This is a genomic window from Pseudomonas sp. EA_15y_Pfl1_P101, assembly GCF_963970835.1.
Taxonomy (GTDB): domain Bacteria; phylum Pseudomonadota; class Gammaproteobacteria; order Pseudomonadales; family Pseudomonadaceae; genus Aquipseudomonas; species Aquipseudomonas tritici.
This window is the reverse complement of sequence record NZ_CAXAPA010000007.1, coordinates 251,988-265,148: the sequence shown is the minus strand read 5'-3', so window position 1 is coordinate 265,148 and position 13,161 is coordinate 251,988. Positions and strand designations below refer to the sequence as shown.

The 13,161-nt window shown below is 59.8% G+C and carries 17 protein-coding genes; 8 read left to right on the top strand and 9 right to left on the bottom strand.

Translation table 11 applies throughout. From position 1 onward, the window contains the following. Window positions 1-2: 2 nt before the first annotated feature. The 3 genes from AACY36_RS13600 to prlC form a co-directional block, all read right to left on the bottom strand. Window positions 3-755 carry a gluconate 2-dehydrogenase subunit 3 family protein gene (locus tag AACY36_RS13600; protein ID WP_339427747.1) on the bottom strand — a complete coding sequence of 251 codons (753 nt, stop codon included), beginning with the start codon at window positions 753-755 and terminating at the stop codon, window positions 3-5. A gap of 276 nt (window positions 756-1,031) precedes the next feature. After that, window positions 1,032-1,307: a YheV family putative zinc ribbon protein gene (locus AACY36_RS13595; RefSeq protein WP_339419227.1), complete on the bottom strand. Its 276-nt coding sequence runs from the start codon at window positions 1,305-1,307 to the stop codon at window positions 1,032-1,034. Continuing rightward, the gene (prlC, locus tag AACY36_RS13590) at window positions 1,304-3,355 is read right to left on the bottom strand and encodes an oligopeptidase A (RefSeq protein ID WP_339419229.1); all 2,052 of its coding nucleotides are present in this window, start codon (window positions 3,353-3,355) and stop codon (window positions 1,304-1,306) included. Before prlC ends, AACY36_RS13595 begins: the two co-directional genes overlap by 4 nt. A 101-nt stretch (window positions 3,356-3,456) precedes the next feature. On the opposite strand from prlC, the gene AACY36_RS13585 reads away from it, so the two are divergent. Continuing rightward, window positions 3,457-3,999, top strand: coding sequence for a gamma carbonic anhydrase family protein (locus AACY36_RS13585; RefSeq protein WP_339419231.1), 543 nt, complete (start codon window positions 3,457-3,459; stop codon window positions 3,997-3,999). Beyond that, the gene (locus AACY36_RS13580) at window positions 3,996-4,655 is read left to right on the top strand and encodes an HAD family hydrolase (protein ID WP_339497232.1); all 660 of its coding nucleotides are present in this window, start codon (window positions 3,996-3,998) and stop codon (window positions 4,653-4,655) included. Before AACY36_RS13585 ends, AACY36_RS13580 begins: the two co-directional genes overlap by 4 nt. Window positions 4,656-4,741: 86 nt before the next feature. On the opposite strand, the gene AACY36_RS13575 is transcribed toward AACY36_RS13580, so the two are convergent. Further along, window positions 4,742-5,785 (bottom strand): aminopeptidase, encoded by a 1,044-nt coding sequence (locus AACY36_RS13575; protein ID WP_339427745.1) that lies wholly within the window; start codon window positions 5,783-5,785, stop codon window positions 4,742-4,744. 142 nt (window positions 5,786-5,927) lie between these two features. Between AACY36_RS13575 and AACY36_RS13570 the strand changes: the two genes are divergently transcribed. Beyond that, on the top strand, window positions 5,928-6,350 hold the full coding sequence (locus tag AACY36_RS13570; RefSeq protein WP_339419235.1) for a PA0061/PA0062 family lipoprotein: 423 nt from the start codon (window positions 5,928-5,930) through the stop codon (window positions 6,348-6,350). Here AACY36_RS13570 and AACY36_RS13565 read toward each other — a convergent pair whose 3' ends face one another. Together AACY36_RS13565 and AACY36_RS13560 are read right to left on the bottom strand one after the other, a co-directional pair. Then, window positions 6,351-6,590 (bottom strand): DUF1161 domain-containing protein, encoded by a 240-nt coding sequence (locus tag AACY36_RS13565; RefSeq protein ID WP_339419237.1) that lies wholly within the window; start codon window positions 6,588-6,590, stop codon window positions 6,351-6,353. Between the two features lie 168 nt (window positions 6,591-6,758). Then, entirely contained in the window at window positions 6,759-7,190 is a 432-nt protein-coding gene (locus AACY36_RS13560; protein ID WP_065875609.1) for an OsmC family protein, read from the bottom strand. A 217-nt stretch (window positions 7,191-7,407) separates the two neighbouring features. On the opposite strand from AACY36_RS13560, the gene AACY36_RS13555 reads away from it, so the two are divergent. Next, window positions 7,408-8,409 (top strand): LLM class flavin-dependent oxidoreductase, encoded by a 1,002-nt coding sequence (locus tag AACY36_RS13555; protein WP_339497230.1) that lies wholly within the window; start codon window positions 7,408-7,410, stop codon window positions 8,407-8,409. A 58-nt stretch (window positions 8,410-8,467) separates the two neighbouring features. Here the strand turns inward: AACY36_RS13555 and AACY36_RS13550 are convergent, their stop codons facing one another. Continuing rightward, window positions 8,468-8,692, bottom strand: coding sequence for a DUF1161 domain-containing protein (locus tag AACY36_RS13550; RefSeq protein WP_049710777.1), 225 nt, complete (start codon window positions 8,690-8,692; stop codon window positions 8,468-8,470). A 113-nt stretch (window positions 8,693-8,805) separates the two neighbouring features. Beyond that, a complete protein-coding gene (locus AACY36_RS13545) occupies window positions 8,806-9,021 on the bottom strand; it encodes a dodecin (protein WP_049710778.1) in 216 nt (71 codons plus the stop codon). Window positions 9,022-9,176: 155 nt separating this feature from the next. Between AACY36_RS13545 and AACY36_RS13540 the strand changes: the two genes are divergently transcribed. Further along, entirely contained in the window at window positions 9,177-9,503 is a 327-nt protein-coding gene (locus AACY36_RS13540) for a DUF883 family protein (RefSeq protein ID WP_032885107.1), read from the top strand. On the opposite strand, the gene AACY36_RS13535 is transcribed toward AACY36_RS13540, so the two are convergent. Further along, window positions 9,500-10,396, bottom strand: coding sequence for a LysR family transcriptional regulator (locus AACY36_RS13535; RefSeq protein ID WP_339419242.1), 897 nt, complete (start codon window positions 10,394-10,396; stop codon window positions 9,500-9,502). The genes AACY36_RS13540 and AACY36_RS13535 overlap by 4 nt on opposite strands. 111 nt (window positions 10,397-10,507) lie before the next feature. Here AACY36_RS13535 and trpB point away from each other — a divergent pair, with 111 nt between their 5' ends. The 3 genes from trpB to AACY36_RS13520 all read left to right on the top strand — a co-directional run bounded on the left by trpB (window position 10,508) and on the right by AACY36_RS13520 (window position 13,120). Beyond that, window positions 10,508-11,734, top strand: coding sequence for a tryptophan synthase subunit beta (trpB, locus tag AACY36_RS13530; protein WP_339419243.1), 1,227 nt, complete (start codon window positions 10,508-10,510; stop codon window positions 11,732-11,734). Beyond that, window positions 11,734-12,543 carry a tryptophan synthase subunit alpha gene (trpA, locus tag AACY36_RS13525; RefSeq protein WP_339419245.1) on the top strand — a complete coding sequence of 270 codons (810 nt, stop codon included), beginning with the start codon at window positions 11,734-11,736 and terminating at the stop codon, window positions 12,541-12,543. Before trpB ends, trpA begins: the two co-directional genes overlap by 1 nt. A gap of 136 nt (window positions 12,544-12,679) precedes the next feature. Next, a complete protein-coding gene (locus AACY36_RS13520; protein WP_339497229.1) occupies window positions 12,680-13,120 on the top strand; it encodes an anti-virulence regulator CigR family protein in 441 nt (146 codons plus the stop codon). Window positions 13,121-13,161 lie beyond the last annotated feature (41 nt).

Below are 13,161 nucleotides of genomic sequence, written 5' to 3'. Positions count from 1 at the left end.
GTTTATGCCCTCTCGCCGCGGATGGAAACTGCCGGGAAGGGGTATTGCTCGTTGCGTTCAACCCAGTCCATGAAGTCGGCGCGAGCGCCGGGGAAGCCAATCATGGTCCAACCGACCATGCCTTTGTTGCCGCCGTGGATCGGGTCGCAGAAGAAGCCTTCCTTGGTGTTTTGCAACAGCAGGTTGAAGAACATCTTCGGCGGCACCGTCTCGAAATGCGCAGCAACTTCGCTACCGCCAGCCTCGAGGCGGCGCAGCATATCGTCTCGGGTAGCGCTGTCTTGCGCAGCAAAAGCTTTACCGTTGAACGCCTTCGACCATGCATCCGTCGCGGCAATGCCCAGACGATAGATTTCTTTGGGTACCAATTTGCTCTGCCAGCCCATCTCGGGCGGTGCGTCAGCGTTGAACGGGCCTTGCATGAACCACAGGGCACCACTGGCGTAAGGCGTGTTCATCTGCCGGTCGATGTATTCCGGTGCACCCGCTTCCAGGGCACCTGGGCCTTGGGCATCGGCGGGAATCAGGCGCTCGACGGCGGCATTGATAAACGACCATTCCTCGGCGGTGAAATACGTAGGCTCATAGGCTTTGTCGCTGGCCGCAGGCTTGGCGGGCGCGGCCTGCGCTGGCTCTGGCGTAGCCATCAGCATCGAGCCGCCGAGGCCAGTGCTGGCAACCGTGACCACCGGGATCAAGGTCAAGGATTTGCGCAGAAAGTCACGCCGGGGGTTGTCTTGATCTTGATCAGACATGGTGGCACCTCATCATGTGGTCACGGGTTATCAGCTTCTAGTGAGCTTTTTTTTGGCAATCAATAGTTACAAAGGATAGCAGGCTAAGGATGAGGGGAATCGATTCAGTGACCTAAGTCGAGTAAATGCGGGCAAAAAAAGTGGGCGCTGCTTATTTGGGAGCTGGCTTGCCTGCGATGCAAACACCTCAATCGTCCTATCAGGCCGAGGTGATGCTATCGCAGGCAAGCCAGCTCCCCAAACAAGCAGCGCCCACGCTAGATCAGCGAATAACGCCTAGTCTTTTTTCAGCTTCGGGTTGGGGAAAAACTGTACGGCTTGAGTGTTAGGATCAGCCGGCGCTTTCAGCGCTGAGGTGTTGACCCGCGTACCCAATTCCTTGGGCACCGACAGACCCTGGTCATTCAGTGTGTCGGTATAACCGCAGGCCACGCACTCGCGATGCGGCACGTTGTCCTCGGTCCACATTTTCAACTTGTCCGGCTCGCTGCACGCCGGGCAGACCGCCCCGGCGATGAATTGCTTTTTGGTCATCACAGGCCCTTCGCTCATGCTGCCGCGTCCTCACTCAGGCCGCTGTGGCGCAAGAGTGCGTCAATCGACGGCGCACGTCCGCGGAAGTCGACGAACAGCACCATCGGCGCCTGGGAACCGCCACGGGCCAGGATCGCCTCGCGGAAAGCACGGCCGGTTTCGGCATTGAGTACGCCGTCTTCTTCAAACTTGGAGAAGGCATCCGCCGAGAGCACTTCAGCCCATTTGTAGCTGTAGTAACCCGCCGCATAACCACCAGCGAAGATGTGCGCAAAACTGTTGGGGAAGCGGTTGTAGGCCGGCGGACGCATCACCGAGACTTCATCGCGCACGCCTTCCAGTACTTGCGCCACGCTGCGGCCATCACCGTGGGTGGCGTGCAGTTCGAAGTCGAACAGCGAGAATTCCAGCTGGCGCACCATCATCAGGCCGGACTGGAAGTTCTTCGCCGCGAGCATTTTTTCCAGCAGGTCTTGGGGCAGCGGCTCGCCGGTTTCGTAATGGCCAGAGATCAGCGCCAGGCCTTCCGGCTCCCAGCACCAGTTCTCCATGAACTGGCTAGGCAATTCCACCGCATCCCAGGCCACGCCGTTGATGCCGGACACACCGGCATGCTCGACGCGGGTCAGCAAGTGATGCAGGCCGTGGCCGAATTCGTGGAACAGCGTGGTGACTTCATCATGGGTCAGCAGGGCAGGCTTGCCGCTGTCGGCCGGGGTGAAATTGCACACCAGGTTGGCCACCGGGCTTTGCAGCACGCCATCAACCGTGCGGCGACGGTCGCGCGCGCCGTCCATCCAGGCACCGCCACGCTTGTTGGCGCGGGCGTACAGGTCGAAGAAGAAGCGACCGACGTGCTGGCCGCTTTCCTTGATTTCAAACAGGCGGACATCCGGGTGCCAGGTGTCGAAGCCTTTTTGCTCGGCGATCTCGATGCCGTACAGGCGCTGGACGATGGCGAACAGACCACCGAGCACTTTGTCGATGGGGAAGTAGGCGCGCAGGGCTTCCTGGGACACGCTATAGCGCTGCTCACGCAGTTTCTCGCCATAGAAGCCGCTGTCCCAACTTTGCAGGTCGGCGCAGCCTTGTTCAGCGGCGTAAGCCTTGAGCTGTTGCAGGTCTTGGGCGGCAAACGGTTTGCTGCGCTTGGCCAGGTCACGCAGGAAGCTGAGCACCTGGTCGCTGGACTCGGCCATTTTGGTGGCCAGGCTCAGTTCGGAGAAGGACGCGTAGCCCAGCAGTTGAGCCAGTTCCTGACGCAAGTCGAGGATCTGTTCCATCACCGGGCCGTTATCGTTCTGACCGGCATTCGGGCCTTGGTCCGACGCGCGGGTGCAGTAAGCCGCGTAGACTTCTTCTCGCAGCGCGCGATCCTGGGCGTACGTCATTACCGCGTAGTAGCTGGGGAATTCCAGGGTGATCAACCAACCGTCGAGGCCCTTGGCCTGGGCAGCGGCAGCCATTTGCGCCTTGGCCGAGTCGCTCAGGCCGGCGAGGGTGGCTTCCTCGGCAACGTGCTTGGTCCACGCCTGGGTAGCATCCAGCAACTGGTTGGAGAACTTGCTGCCCAACTCGGACAGTTTGCTTTGCACTTGCGCGTAGCGCTTTTGCTGTTCCGGCGGCAAATCGATGCCCGACAGGCGGAAATCACGCAGGGCGTGTTCCAGGATGGTTTTTTGCGCCACGTCGAAACCGGCGGCTTCCGGGCTATTGGCGAGGGCTTCAAAAGCCTGGAACAGCGCGCGGTTCTGGCCCATCTCTGTGGAATAGGCGCTCAACGCGGGCAGGCAGCCTTCGTAGGCTTCGCGCAGTTCAGCGCTGTTGCACACGGCGTTGAGGTGGCTGACCGGGCTCCAGGCGGCACCCAGGCGGTCATTCAGTTCATCCATCGCCAGGACCAGGCCGGCCCATGTCGGATTTTCCCCCTGGCTTTGCAGGATGCCTTCGATGGCAACGCGGTTATCGGCAAGGATCTGTTCGATGGCCGGCTGGACGTGCTCGGCACGGATCGCCGAGAACGGCGGCAGGTCGTAGGACTGCAGAAGAGGGTTGTTCGCGCTCACGGTTGGCACCTTGGCTGAAGAAACTGATAAGACAAAGATGGGGCCATCTTAATTACAATCAACACCCACCGCAGCTATCAGCAGAAGAGAGAGAGGCTATCGTGACCCTTCGCACCTATCAGAACCACACGCCAACCCTGTGCGCCGGGGCTTTTGTCGATGTTTCGGCGGTGGTGATCGGCGATGTCGAAATCGGCGCCGACAGCTCGGTTTGGCCGCTGACCGTGATTCGTGGCGACATGCACCGCATCCGCATCGGTGCACGCACCAGCGTGCAGGATGGCTGCGTATTGCACATTACTCACGCCGGGCCGTTCAACCCGGACGGCTTCCCGCTGTTGATCGGCGACGATGTAACCATCGCCCACAAAGTCATGTTGCACGGCTGCACCGTGGGCAACCGCATCCTGATCGGCATGGGCAGCATCGTGATGGACGGCGCGGTGGTGGAAGATGACGTGATCATCGGCGCCGGTAGCCTGGTGCCACCGGGCAAGAAGCTCGAAAGCGGTTTTTTGTATGTTGGCAGCCCGGTTAAAAAAGTCCGCGCATTGACTGACAAGGAGCGCGCCTTTTTCACCTACAGCGCCGCGAACTACGTGAAGCTCAAAGACCTGCACCTGGCTGAAGGATTCGACCGATGAGCCTGCCCTACCAAACCGTCCTGTTCGACTTGGACGGCACCCTCACCGACCCGCGCGAGGGCATCACCCGTTCGATCCAGTACGCCCTCGGCAAGCTGGGTATCGACGAGCCGGACCTGACAAAGCTGGAGCATTTTATCGGCCCGCCGTTGCTGCAAGCCTTTATGCAGTTCTACGACTTCGATGAAGCCAAGGCCTGGGAGGCGGTGAATTTCTATCGCGAGCGTTTCAAAGTGACCGGTTTGTATGAGAACCGCGTGTTCGACGGCGTGATGCCGCTATTGGATGACCTGAATAGCCAGGGCCGCCAACTGTATGTGGCGACGTCCAAGCCTTGGGTGTTTGCCCGCGAGATCGCCCGGCACTTCGATTTTGCCAGGCATTTTAACGTGATCTACGGCAGCGAGCTGGACGGCACGCGCACCAATAAAGTCGAGTTGATCGCCCACCTGATCAGTGAGGAAGGCCTGGACCGGGCCACCACCTTGATGATTGGTGATCGCAAGCATGACCTGATCGGCGCGCGCAGCAACGGGCTGGATTCGGCGGCGGTGGGGTACGGGTTTGGCAGCTTTGAGGAGTTGAATGCCGAGGCGCCGACTTGGCATTTTGAGACATTGGCCCAGATGCATCAGGCGTTTATGCTGCGTTCTTGAGATAGCGTTCGCAGGCAAGCCAGCTCGCACATTTTGACCGGTGTACACAGGACCCATGTGGGAGCTGGCTTGCCTGCGATGAGGCCCTAAAGCCCAACACCTTCCAACTGTTGCAACGCCGCTCTACGCTGCTCCACCGACAACTCGCCCATCTTCTCCACCGCCGCATAAAACCTCACCCAATCCCCACCCTCCTGCGCAAACAACGCCGCAAACGCCGGTACCCACCTGTCATACAAACCAAACGGCAACAGCCGCGCATTGTTCATCGGCTGGTTGATCCAGGCGTCATACCGCTTATCACCGCCCCACTGGCTATCGCGCAATTGTCGGTAATCACTGCGCAAGCGCTCGAACTGCGCGGCCTTGGCCTGGCGCATCATGGCGGCCGCCAAGGGCTTGGCGTAGAGCGCTTCCAGGCGTTTACGGGTATCGAGAATCAGGCGGATAAATTGGTCGCGCTGCTGCAGTATTGCACTGCTGAGCGGTGCCAAACCTCGCACGGCTCGCCACTGGCGAGTGCCTTCCTGCTCAACGAAGTTGGCAAATGATTCATTGAACTCGGTGTCGTCCTTCACATAGAAGCGCTGGTGCGCCAGCTCATGAAAAATCAGCGTGGCCAGGCGTTCATCCCCCCAGCTCAACATCGAATTCATGATCGGGTCATTAAACCAACCCAATGTGGAGTAAGCCTCGACGCCGCCAATCGACACATCCATGCCACGCTGCCTCAACAACGCCGCCTCGCCCCGCGCCGCGCCCTGGTTGTAGTAACCGCGATAGGCCACGCAACCGGCGATAGGGAAGCAATGGGTTTCAGGTGAAAGGGAAAATTCTTGCGTGGCGAAGACATTCCAGACCACATAAGGCCGGCCGATATCGGCGTACAGCCTGTAACTCTGGTTGTCAGGCAGGTGCAGATGCTCACTGGCGAACGTTCGCGCTTTTTGCGATTGCGCCAAGTGCTCGCGCAGCAGCGGTGGGCGGGAAGGGTCGGCGATGACCTGCGCCACCGGCTCCCGGGCCCGCAGCAATTGCCACTGGCCACTCGCCAATTGGCTGTAATAGCTCAAGCTCGAGCAGCCGCTGAGCAGCACCACCATCAGCCCTGGAAGAAAACGCCTGACCATGCCCCGACCGCTCCTGGGAAATTTGCTCGCCAGACTATCGCGCCTGCGCGGAATTTTTCCATGGCATGACGTGTTTATACTCATAGGGAGTCTGTGGCCGTCGGCGCCAGGCTTAATTCTCTCATCCCGTTGAGTGCCTGCCATGCGTCAGCTCTTGCTTCCCGTCGCCGCCCTATTCCTCAGTGCCTGCACCACAACCCCTGTGCCACCGGCAGACCCGCAACAGGCCTGGGTCGATTTCACTACGCCGACGCCGGGATCCAGGCTGGTGATGGCACAGCGTTTGGACGGTAAGAACCTCAATGATGGGCGTTACTTCCAAATGCCGCCCGGCAGTCACGAATTAATGGTGCGCTTCGATTTTGAAGTGCCGGCAGGCGGTGGTCTGGGCGGACTCAGCTCGATGATGTATCGCACCTGCTTCATGACCCTGCAATACGACCACTTCCAGGCTGGCCAGCGCTATGTGCTGGAAGGGCGCTCGCTGGCCTTCACACCTAATATCCGGCTGTATGACTCGGCGCGTCAGTTGCTCGCGCAAGAACGTAGCGTCAACTGCATCTGATCAGTCGTTGTTCTTCTGGTAGAGGATACGCTTGGTGCCGTTTTCGCACGAACCGACAAGCATCGCCCTGTCGTGATTCTTGGCTTCTTCGGCGGTAATGATTTCCAGAGTGTAGGAGGGAATAGCCTTGGCCTGGATCTTTACCTCGATCTCTTTCCTGAGCTCTTCACAATCTTTCGGAGCGGCCACAGCCGATGTGGCCAATACACCGCAGAAGATCGCCAAGGCAAAACGTTTCATGTGTGAAGCTCCCTGAATGCATTGCGCACGAGTGTGTGGCTAAGGCTGCAATGGCTATAGGACCACATTTGTGAAACACGAGTTCTGATTTAACGCATAACTAAGTGTGGGAGCTGACTTGTCGGATCGACGATTCGACAAGCCAGCTCCCACATTGGATCTGCTGTGTCAGTTAACCAGCGTGCCATCCAGGGTGATGGTTGCATTCAACACCTTGGACACCGGGCATCCTTCCTTGGCCTTCTTGCTCAGCTCATCGAACTGCGCCTGGCTCGCGCCAGGGATCTTGGCCTTGAGGGTCAAGTGCACGGCGGTGATCGCAAAACCACCCTCGACCTGATCCAGAGTGACGTCAGCCTGGGTGTCGATGCTGTCAGCCTTGAGCCCAGCGTCGCCGAGAATCATGGAAAACGCCATGGAGAAACAGCCAGCGTGGGCCGCGCCAATCAACTCTTCAGGGTTGGTGCCTTTGCCGCCTTCGAAACGGGCCTTGAAGCCGTAGGGCGCTTCACGCAATACGCCGGTCTCCGTAGAAATGGAACCCAGGCCAGTCTTCAGGTCACCTTCCCAATGCGCGGATGCTTTTTTAACAATACTCATAGCGGTCTCCTCGAACGGTGGTTTTGCTTCAGTAAGGGTTCTGAGGATAGTTGGCGTGGCAAAGTTCATCTTGTCGGAGAAACCTAGCAATTTAGTAGGAAATTTCCATTCCGCTATTGAATCTCGGGTATATGCCCTCATTGCATAGACCATGCACATGAAGCGGCAGGTTTTGGTTCGTCTAAGAAGCCTGCGCCCCCATTGGAGAAGCAGGCTTATGAAATCGCTGTCCGACGTAAAATTCTCGACCCTTGACCTCGTGCCCGTGCGCGCCAACGGCAGCCCGGCGCAGGCGCTGCGTAATTCCCTGGACCTGGCCCAGCATGTGGAGAAGTTTGGCTATAACCGTTTCTGGGTGGCCGAACACCACAACATGGACGGCATCGCCAGCTCTGCCACCTCGGTATTGCTCGGTTACCTGGCCGGCGGCACCTCGACCATTCGCGTCGGCTCCGGCGGCGTCATGCTGCCCAACCACGCGCCATTGGTGATTGCCGAACAGTTCGGCACCCTGGAAAGCCTCTACCCCGGGCGTATCGACCTGGGCCTGGGCCGCGCGCCCGGCTCCAACCAGATGACCGCCCGCGCGCTGCGCCGTGAACGCTCCGGCAGCGCAGATGACTTCCCCGATGATGTGGCCGAACTGATGGCGTACTTGGGTCCACGCACACCTGACCAACGGGTTATTGCGGTGCCCGGCAGCGGTACCAATGTGCCGGTCTGGCTGCTCGGTTCCAGCCTGTTCAGCGCACAATTGGCAGGCGAACGCGGTTTGCCCTACGCATTCGCCTCGCATTTCGCACCGCGCTTGATGCATGAAGCGATTCGCGTCTACCGCAACCACTTCAAGCCTTCAGCCGTGCTGGACAAACCCTACGTGATGCTCGGCATTCCGCTGGTCGCCGCAGACACTGATGAGCAGGCCGACTACCTGGCCACTTCGGTGTACCAACGCATCCTTGCACTGATGCGCGGCCAGAGCCTGGTGCAGCGCCCACCGGTGAGCACCATGGATGGCCTGTGGCTCCCTCACGAGAAAGACGCGGTCGGCAGCTTCCTGGGCCTGGCGATGGTCGGCGGCCCGGCGAAGATCCGCGCCAAGCTGGAGGTGTTGATCGAGCAAACCGGCGCCGATGAGCTGATTTTCACCAGCGACCTGTACGAACATGCTGACCGGATTCATTCCTACGAGCTGCTCGCGCAAGTAATGAAAGGCTAAAACCGAGGCGAAAAAAACCGACGCACCCGCGTCGGTTTTTTATGTCTGGAGCACGAGATTAACCGCGCTTGTAGACGATTTCCTTGGTGCCGCCTTCGCAGCTACCGACCACTTGAGCGTCGGTAGAAGCGCCTTTATCCACCACTTCGAGGGAATAACCTGAAGCGCCCTTGGCGTCGATTTTCGCTGCGATTTCGCTTTTCAGCTCTTCGCATGGCTTGCCCGCCGCCAGGGCTGTACCTGCAATGCTCAACAGACCGACTGCTAACAGAAACTTCTTCATCCGTTACTTCCTTACGCTGATCGAATAGAACGTGCCGACGCTGTCGCCTCGGCACCCCAACGTTGTAGCGCAGGTTATGGCAATCGGCCAGTCAGCAAGTTCAACTCACAGGATCAACTGCTGGCAATTCGGAACCCTACCTTGAGCGTGACCTGATAGTGCGCGACCTTGCCATTCTCGATATGGCCGCGGGTTTCAGTCACCTCAAACCATTCCAGGTGCTTGATGCTCTTGTTGGCTTCAGCCACCGCATTGTTGATGGCGTCTTCGATACTGGTGGTGGACGAACCCACCAATTCGACTTTCTTGTAGGTGTGATGATCAGACATGGCGTTTCTCCTGAGGTCTCTAGTGAGCGTAGCAGTCAATGTTCCTACTGCTTCTGTCGACGATTCGTCCTCGAAAGTTCAGATTTACTGCACTTTTTGAATAGGCCGCAGTCGGTATCTACACACGCCACTCAATCACTTCAGGAGATGTCCACATGGCCAACACTTCTTTACGCAAAGCATCGCTGGAAAGCATGGAAGCCGAGATTTCGAGCCTGCTCAAGTCCCTTGAGAGCCTCAAGGACGATGCGTCCGACGAGTCGCGCAAAACGTTGAAGGCCCTGAAAAGCAATGCCGAGAATGCCCTCAAGCATTCCCGTCATCTGATCAGCGATGCCTACGAAGAAAGCAAAGTCAAAATTCGCGAAACCAGTGTTGCTACCCGTGATTACGCGCAAGAGCACCCATGGACTACAGCCGGCGTTGCTGTAGGCGCATTGGGTCTGCTGGCGGCCTATCTGCTGTGCAAACGTGGTGACTAAATAGGCTGGCGCAACAGCTCAGCCTTGAGCCACTGCGCCAGTTGCCCGGCGCGCCCGTCTGCGGCGCGCTTGGGTAGCCACAACGCCAGGTGCGCCGGGGTTTCGCTGAACCCCCACGGCGCCACTAGGCGGCCCGCCCGCAAGTCCTCTGCTACCAGCGGTTGCGGCGCAATCGCCACACCCAGCCCGGCCACCGCCGCCTCCAGTAAATAATACAAATGCTCAAAACCCTGGCCGTGTTTCAACGCGTCCGGCTTGATGCCGTGTTGCTGCGCCCAACTGGGCCAAGCTTGCGGGCGCGATGTGGTGTGCAGTAACGCCTCATCGCACAACGCAGCGGCGGGCGCCTCGCGCAAACGCTCGTAGCCAGCAAAACGCGGGCTCATCACCGGGCCGATGCGTTCGCTGGCCAGTTCATACACCTGCATATCCGCCGGCCAAGGCGGTTCGGCAAACACCAGCAGGGCGTCCAGGCCCGGGCGGCGAGGATCAAGATCACCGTCACCTGCCGACAGGTGCAGGCGCAAATCCGGCAGGTCCGCATTCAAGCGACCCAGGCGCGGGATCAACCAACGCGCCAGCAGGCTGCCGGAGCAACCCAGCACGAACGGCGCATCGGCGCTGCTTTGGGTCAGTTCAGCGCATACATCCCGTAATCGCTCAAACGCCTCAGCACTCGCATCCCGAAGCCGCACGCCGGAATCTGTGAGTTTAAGGCCGCGCCCATCCTTGACGAACAAGCTGACACCGAGGTGCTCCTCCAACACCTTCAACTGCCGACTGACGGCGCCGTGGGTCACGTGCAATTGCTCGGCCGCTTGGCTGACGCTGTTCAACCGCGCGGTGGCTTCAAACGCGCGAAGGGCATTGAGGGGTGGAAGGTCTCGGCTCATCTGTGAGTTTTCCTGACAGGTTACGGCGATCTTATCGGTTTTCAGCATAGGCCGTCAGGGGTAGAGTGGCCCTCATTGTTTCTCACACCGATTCTTTTCCTGGAGCGCCCCATGACTCAGTCCCAGACCGATCTACGCAACGGCCCTGACGCCAACGGCCTGTTTGGCGCGTTCGGCGGCCGCTACGTCGCTGAAACCCTGATGCCGTTGATCCTCGAGCTGGCCCGTGAATACGAAGCGGCCAAGATTGATCCGGCTTTCAACGAGGAATTGGCCTACTTCCAGCGCGACTACGTCGGTCGACCAAGCCCGCTGTATTTCGCCGAGCGGCTGACCGAGTTCTGCGGCGGCGCCAAGATTTACCTCAAGCGCGAAGAGCTAAACCACACCGGCGCGCACAAGATCAACAACTGCATCGGCCAGATCCTGCTGGCGCGGCGCATGGGCAAAAAACGCATCATCGCCGAGACCGGCGCCGGCATGCACGGTGTGGCCACCGCCACCGTGGCTGCGCGCTTCGGCCTCGACTGCGTGATCTACATGGGCACCACCGACATCGAGCGCCAACAGGCCAACGTGTTCCGCATGAAACTGTTGGGCGCCAAAGTGATCCCGGTAGTGTCCGGCACCGGCACGCTCAAAGACGCGATGAACGAAGCCCTGCGCGACTGGGTGACCAACGTTGATGACACCTTCTACCTGATCGGCACCGTGGCTGGCCCGCACCCGTACCCTGCAATGGTGCGCGACTTCCAGGCAGTGATCGGCAAGGAAACCCGTGACCAGATGCAAGCCCAGGAAGGTCGCCTGCCGGACAGCCTGGTGGCGTGTATCGGCGGTGGCTCGAACGCCATGGGCCTGTTCCACCCGTTCCTGAATGACACCAGCGTCGAAATCATCGGCGTTGAAGCGGCAGGCTATGGCATCGAAACCGGCAAGCATGCCGCCAGCCTCAACGGCGGCGTACCGGGTGTGCTGCACGGCAACCGTACCTTCCTGCTGCAGGACGACGACGGCCAGATCATCGACGCCCACTCGATTTCCGCCGGCCTCGACTACCCCGGCATCGGCCCGGAACACGCCTGGTTGCATGACATCGGCCGCGCCCAGTACACGTCGGTGACCGACCACGAAGCCCTGGAAGCGTTTCACAAATGCTGCCGCCTGGAAGGGATTATTCCCGCTCTGGAAACTGCCCACGCCCTGGCCGAAGTATTCAAACGCGCACCGACCCTGCCGAAAGATCACCTGATGGTGGTGAACTTGTCCGGCCGTGGCGACAAAGACATGCAGACCGTGATGCACCACATGGAACAGTCCCAGCAGGAGAAACACTAATGAGCCGCCTGCAAACCCGCTTTGCGCAGCTGAAAGAACAAAACCGTGCCGCCCTGGTGACCTTCGTCACCGCCGGCGACCCCGGTTATGACACCTCGCTGGCGATCCTCAAGGGCTTGCCCACCGCTGGCGCCGACGTGATCGAGCTGGGCATGCCTTTCACCGACCCGATGGCCGACGGCCCGGCGATCCAGCTGGCTAACATCCGTGCGCTGGAAGCCAAGCAGAACCTGGCGAAAACCCTGCAAATGGTCCGCGAGTTCCGCAAGGACAACAACGACACGCCGCTGGTATTGATGGGCTACTTCAACCCGATCCACAAATACGGCGTACCGCAGTTCATCGCCGACGCCAAGGAAGCCGGCGTGGATGGCGTGATCGTGGTCGACATGCCGCCTGAGCATAACGGCGAACTGTGCGACCCGGCCCAGGCCGCCGGTATCGACTTTATCCGCCTGACCACGCCGACCACCGATGACGTGCGCCTGCCGACCGTCCTCAACGGCAGCTCCGGCTTTGTGTACTACGTGTCGGTGGCTGGTGTGACCGGTGCCGGCGCCGCTACCCTGGAGCACGTCGAAGAAGCCGTGACCCGCCTGCGTCGGCATACCGACCTGCCGATCAGCATTGGTTTCGGTATTCGTACACCGGAACAAGCAGCGGATATCGCGCGGTTGGCGGACGGTGTGGTGGTGGGTTCGGCGCTGATCGATCACATCGCCAATGCCAGCAATGACCAACAAGCCATTGACGGTGTGTTGACCCTCTGCGCGGCGCTGTCGGAAGGCGTACGTAACGCCCGTAAGTAAAGGCCCCGTAACCAGTAGGTAAAGTTCCTGATACAGAGGAATCAACCCGCTCGGACACAGCCTAAACAGCAAGACCAAGGGATCTCGAACCTCGTTCGAGATCCCTTTTTTGTGTGTGTGCCCTGAGGAATACCCGATGAAAATGCCCAAATCCGTGATTGCAGGCCTTGGCGTGCTAGTGCTCGGCGCCAGCGCCCTGGTGCAAGCCGCGCCATATGACCAAGGCGGCCCTGACCGTGGCGGCCCACAAGGCCAACACGAACAACGTGGCGACGAGCATCGCGGCCCTCAGGACAACCGTCGCGGCGGCCCACCCAAGGACTTCGGCCCGGTGCGGCAGATCATCCACGACAATCACGGCCAGTTCTCCCGTGGCGCACCGCCTCCGCCGAACGTGCGCCTGGTACGTGGCCAGCCATTGCCGCGTGGTTACTACGGTGAACGCCTCGACGGCCGTGCCCTGGCACGCCTGCCGGTGTACCCGGGCTATGAATGGCGCCGTTCGGGGCCGGATGTGGTGCTGATCGCCGTGGGTACGGGCGTCGTCTACGAGATTTTGGATGGTGTGCTCAACTAACGCCGAGTAATAGCTTTGAGCGGGCTTGACCCGCGATGGAT

Bases quoted from the DNA above. Each gene is read 5' to 3' on its own strand.
- AACY36_RS13560 (WP_065875609.1), bottom strand. From the start codon at position 7,190: ATGAGTATTGTTAAAAAAGCATCCGCGCATTGGGAAGGTGACCTGAAG.
- trpB (WP_339419243.1), top strand. From the start codon at position 10,508: ATGACTCAGTCCCAGACCGATCTACGCAACGGCCCTGACGCCAACGGC.
- AACY36_RS13535 (WP_339419242.1), bottom strand. From the start codon at position 10,396: ATGAGCCGAGACCTTCCACCCCTCAATGCCCTTCGCGCGTTTGAAGCC.
- trpA (WP_339419245.1), top strand. From the start codon at position 11,734: ATGAGCCGCCTGCAAACCCGCTTTGCGCAGCTGAAAGAACAAAACCGT.
- AACY36_RS13570 (WP_339419235.1), top strand. From the start codon at position 5,928: ATGCGTCAGCTCTTGCTTCCCGTCGCCGCCCTATTCCTCAGTGCCTGC.
- AACY36_RS13550 (WP_049710777.1), bottom strand. From the start codon at position 8,692: ATGAAGAAGTTTCTGTTAGCAGTCGGTCTGTTGAGCATTGCAGGTACA.
- AACY36_RS13595 (WP_339419227.1), bottom strand. From the start codon at position 1,307: ATGAGCGAAGGGCCTGTGATGACCAAAAAGCAATTCATCGCCGGGGCG.
- AACY36_RS13555 (WP_339497230.1), top strand. From the start codon at position 7,408: ATGAAATCGCTGTCCGACGTAAAATTCTCGACCCTTGACCTCGTGCCC.
- AACY36_RS13520 (WP_339497229.1), top strand. From the start codon at position 12,680: ATGAAAATGCCCAAATCCGTGATTGCAGGCCTTGGCGTGCTAGTGCTC.
- AACY36_RS13540 (WP_032885107.1), top strand. From the start codon at position 9,177: ATGGCCAACACTTCTTTACGCAAAGCATCGCTGGAAAGCATGGAAGCC.
- AACY36_RS13575 (WP_339427745.1), bottom strand. From the start codon at position 5,785: ATGGTCAGGCGTTTTCTTCCAGGGCTGATGGTGGTGCTGCTCAGCGGC.
- AACY36_RS13545 (WP_049710778.1), bottom strand. From the start codon at position 9,021: ATGTCTGATCATCACACCTACAAGAAAGTCGAATTGGTGGGTTCGTCC.
- AACY36_RS13580 (WP_339497232.1), top strand. From the start codon at position 3,996: ATGAGCCTGCCCTACCAAACCGTCCTGTTCGACTTGGACGGCACCCTC.
- AACY36_RS13600 (WP_339427747.1), bottom strand. From the start codon at position 755: ATGTCTGATCAAGATCAAGACAACCCCCGGCGTGACTTTCTGCGCAAA.
- AACY36_RS13565 (WP_339419237.1), bottom strand. From the start codon at position 6,590: ATGAAACGTTTTGCCTTGGCGATCTTCTGCGGTGTATTGGCCACATCG.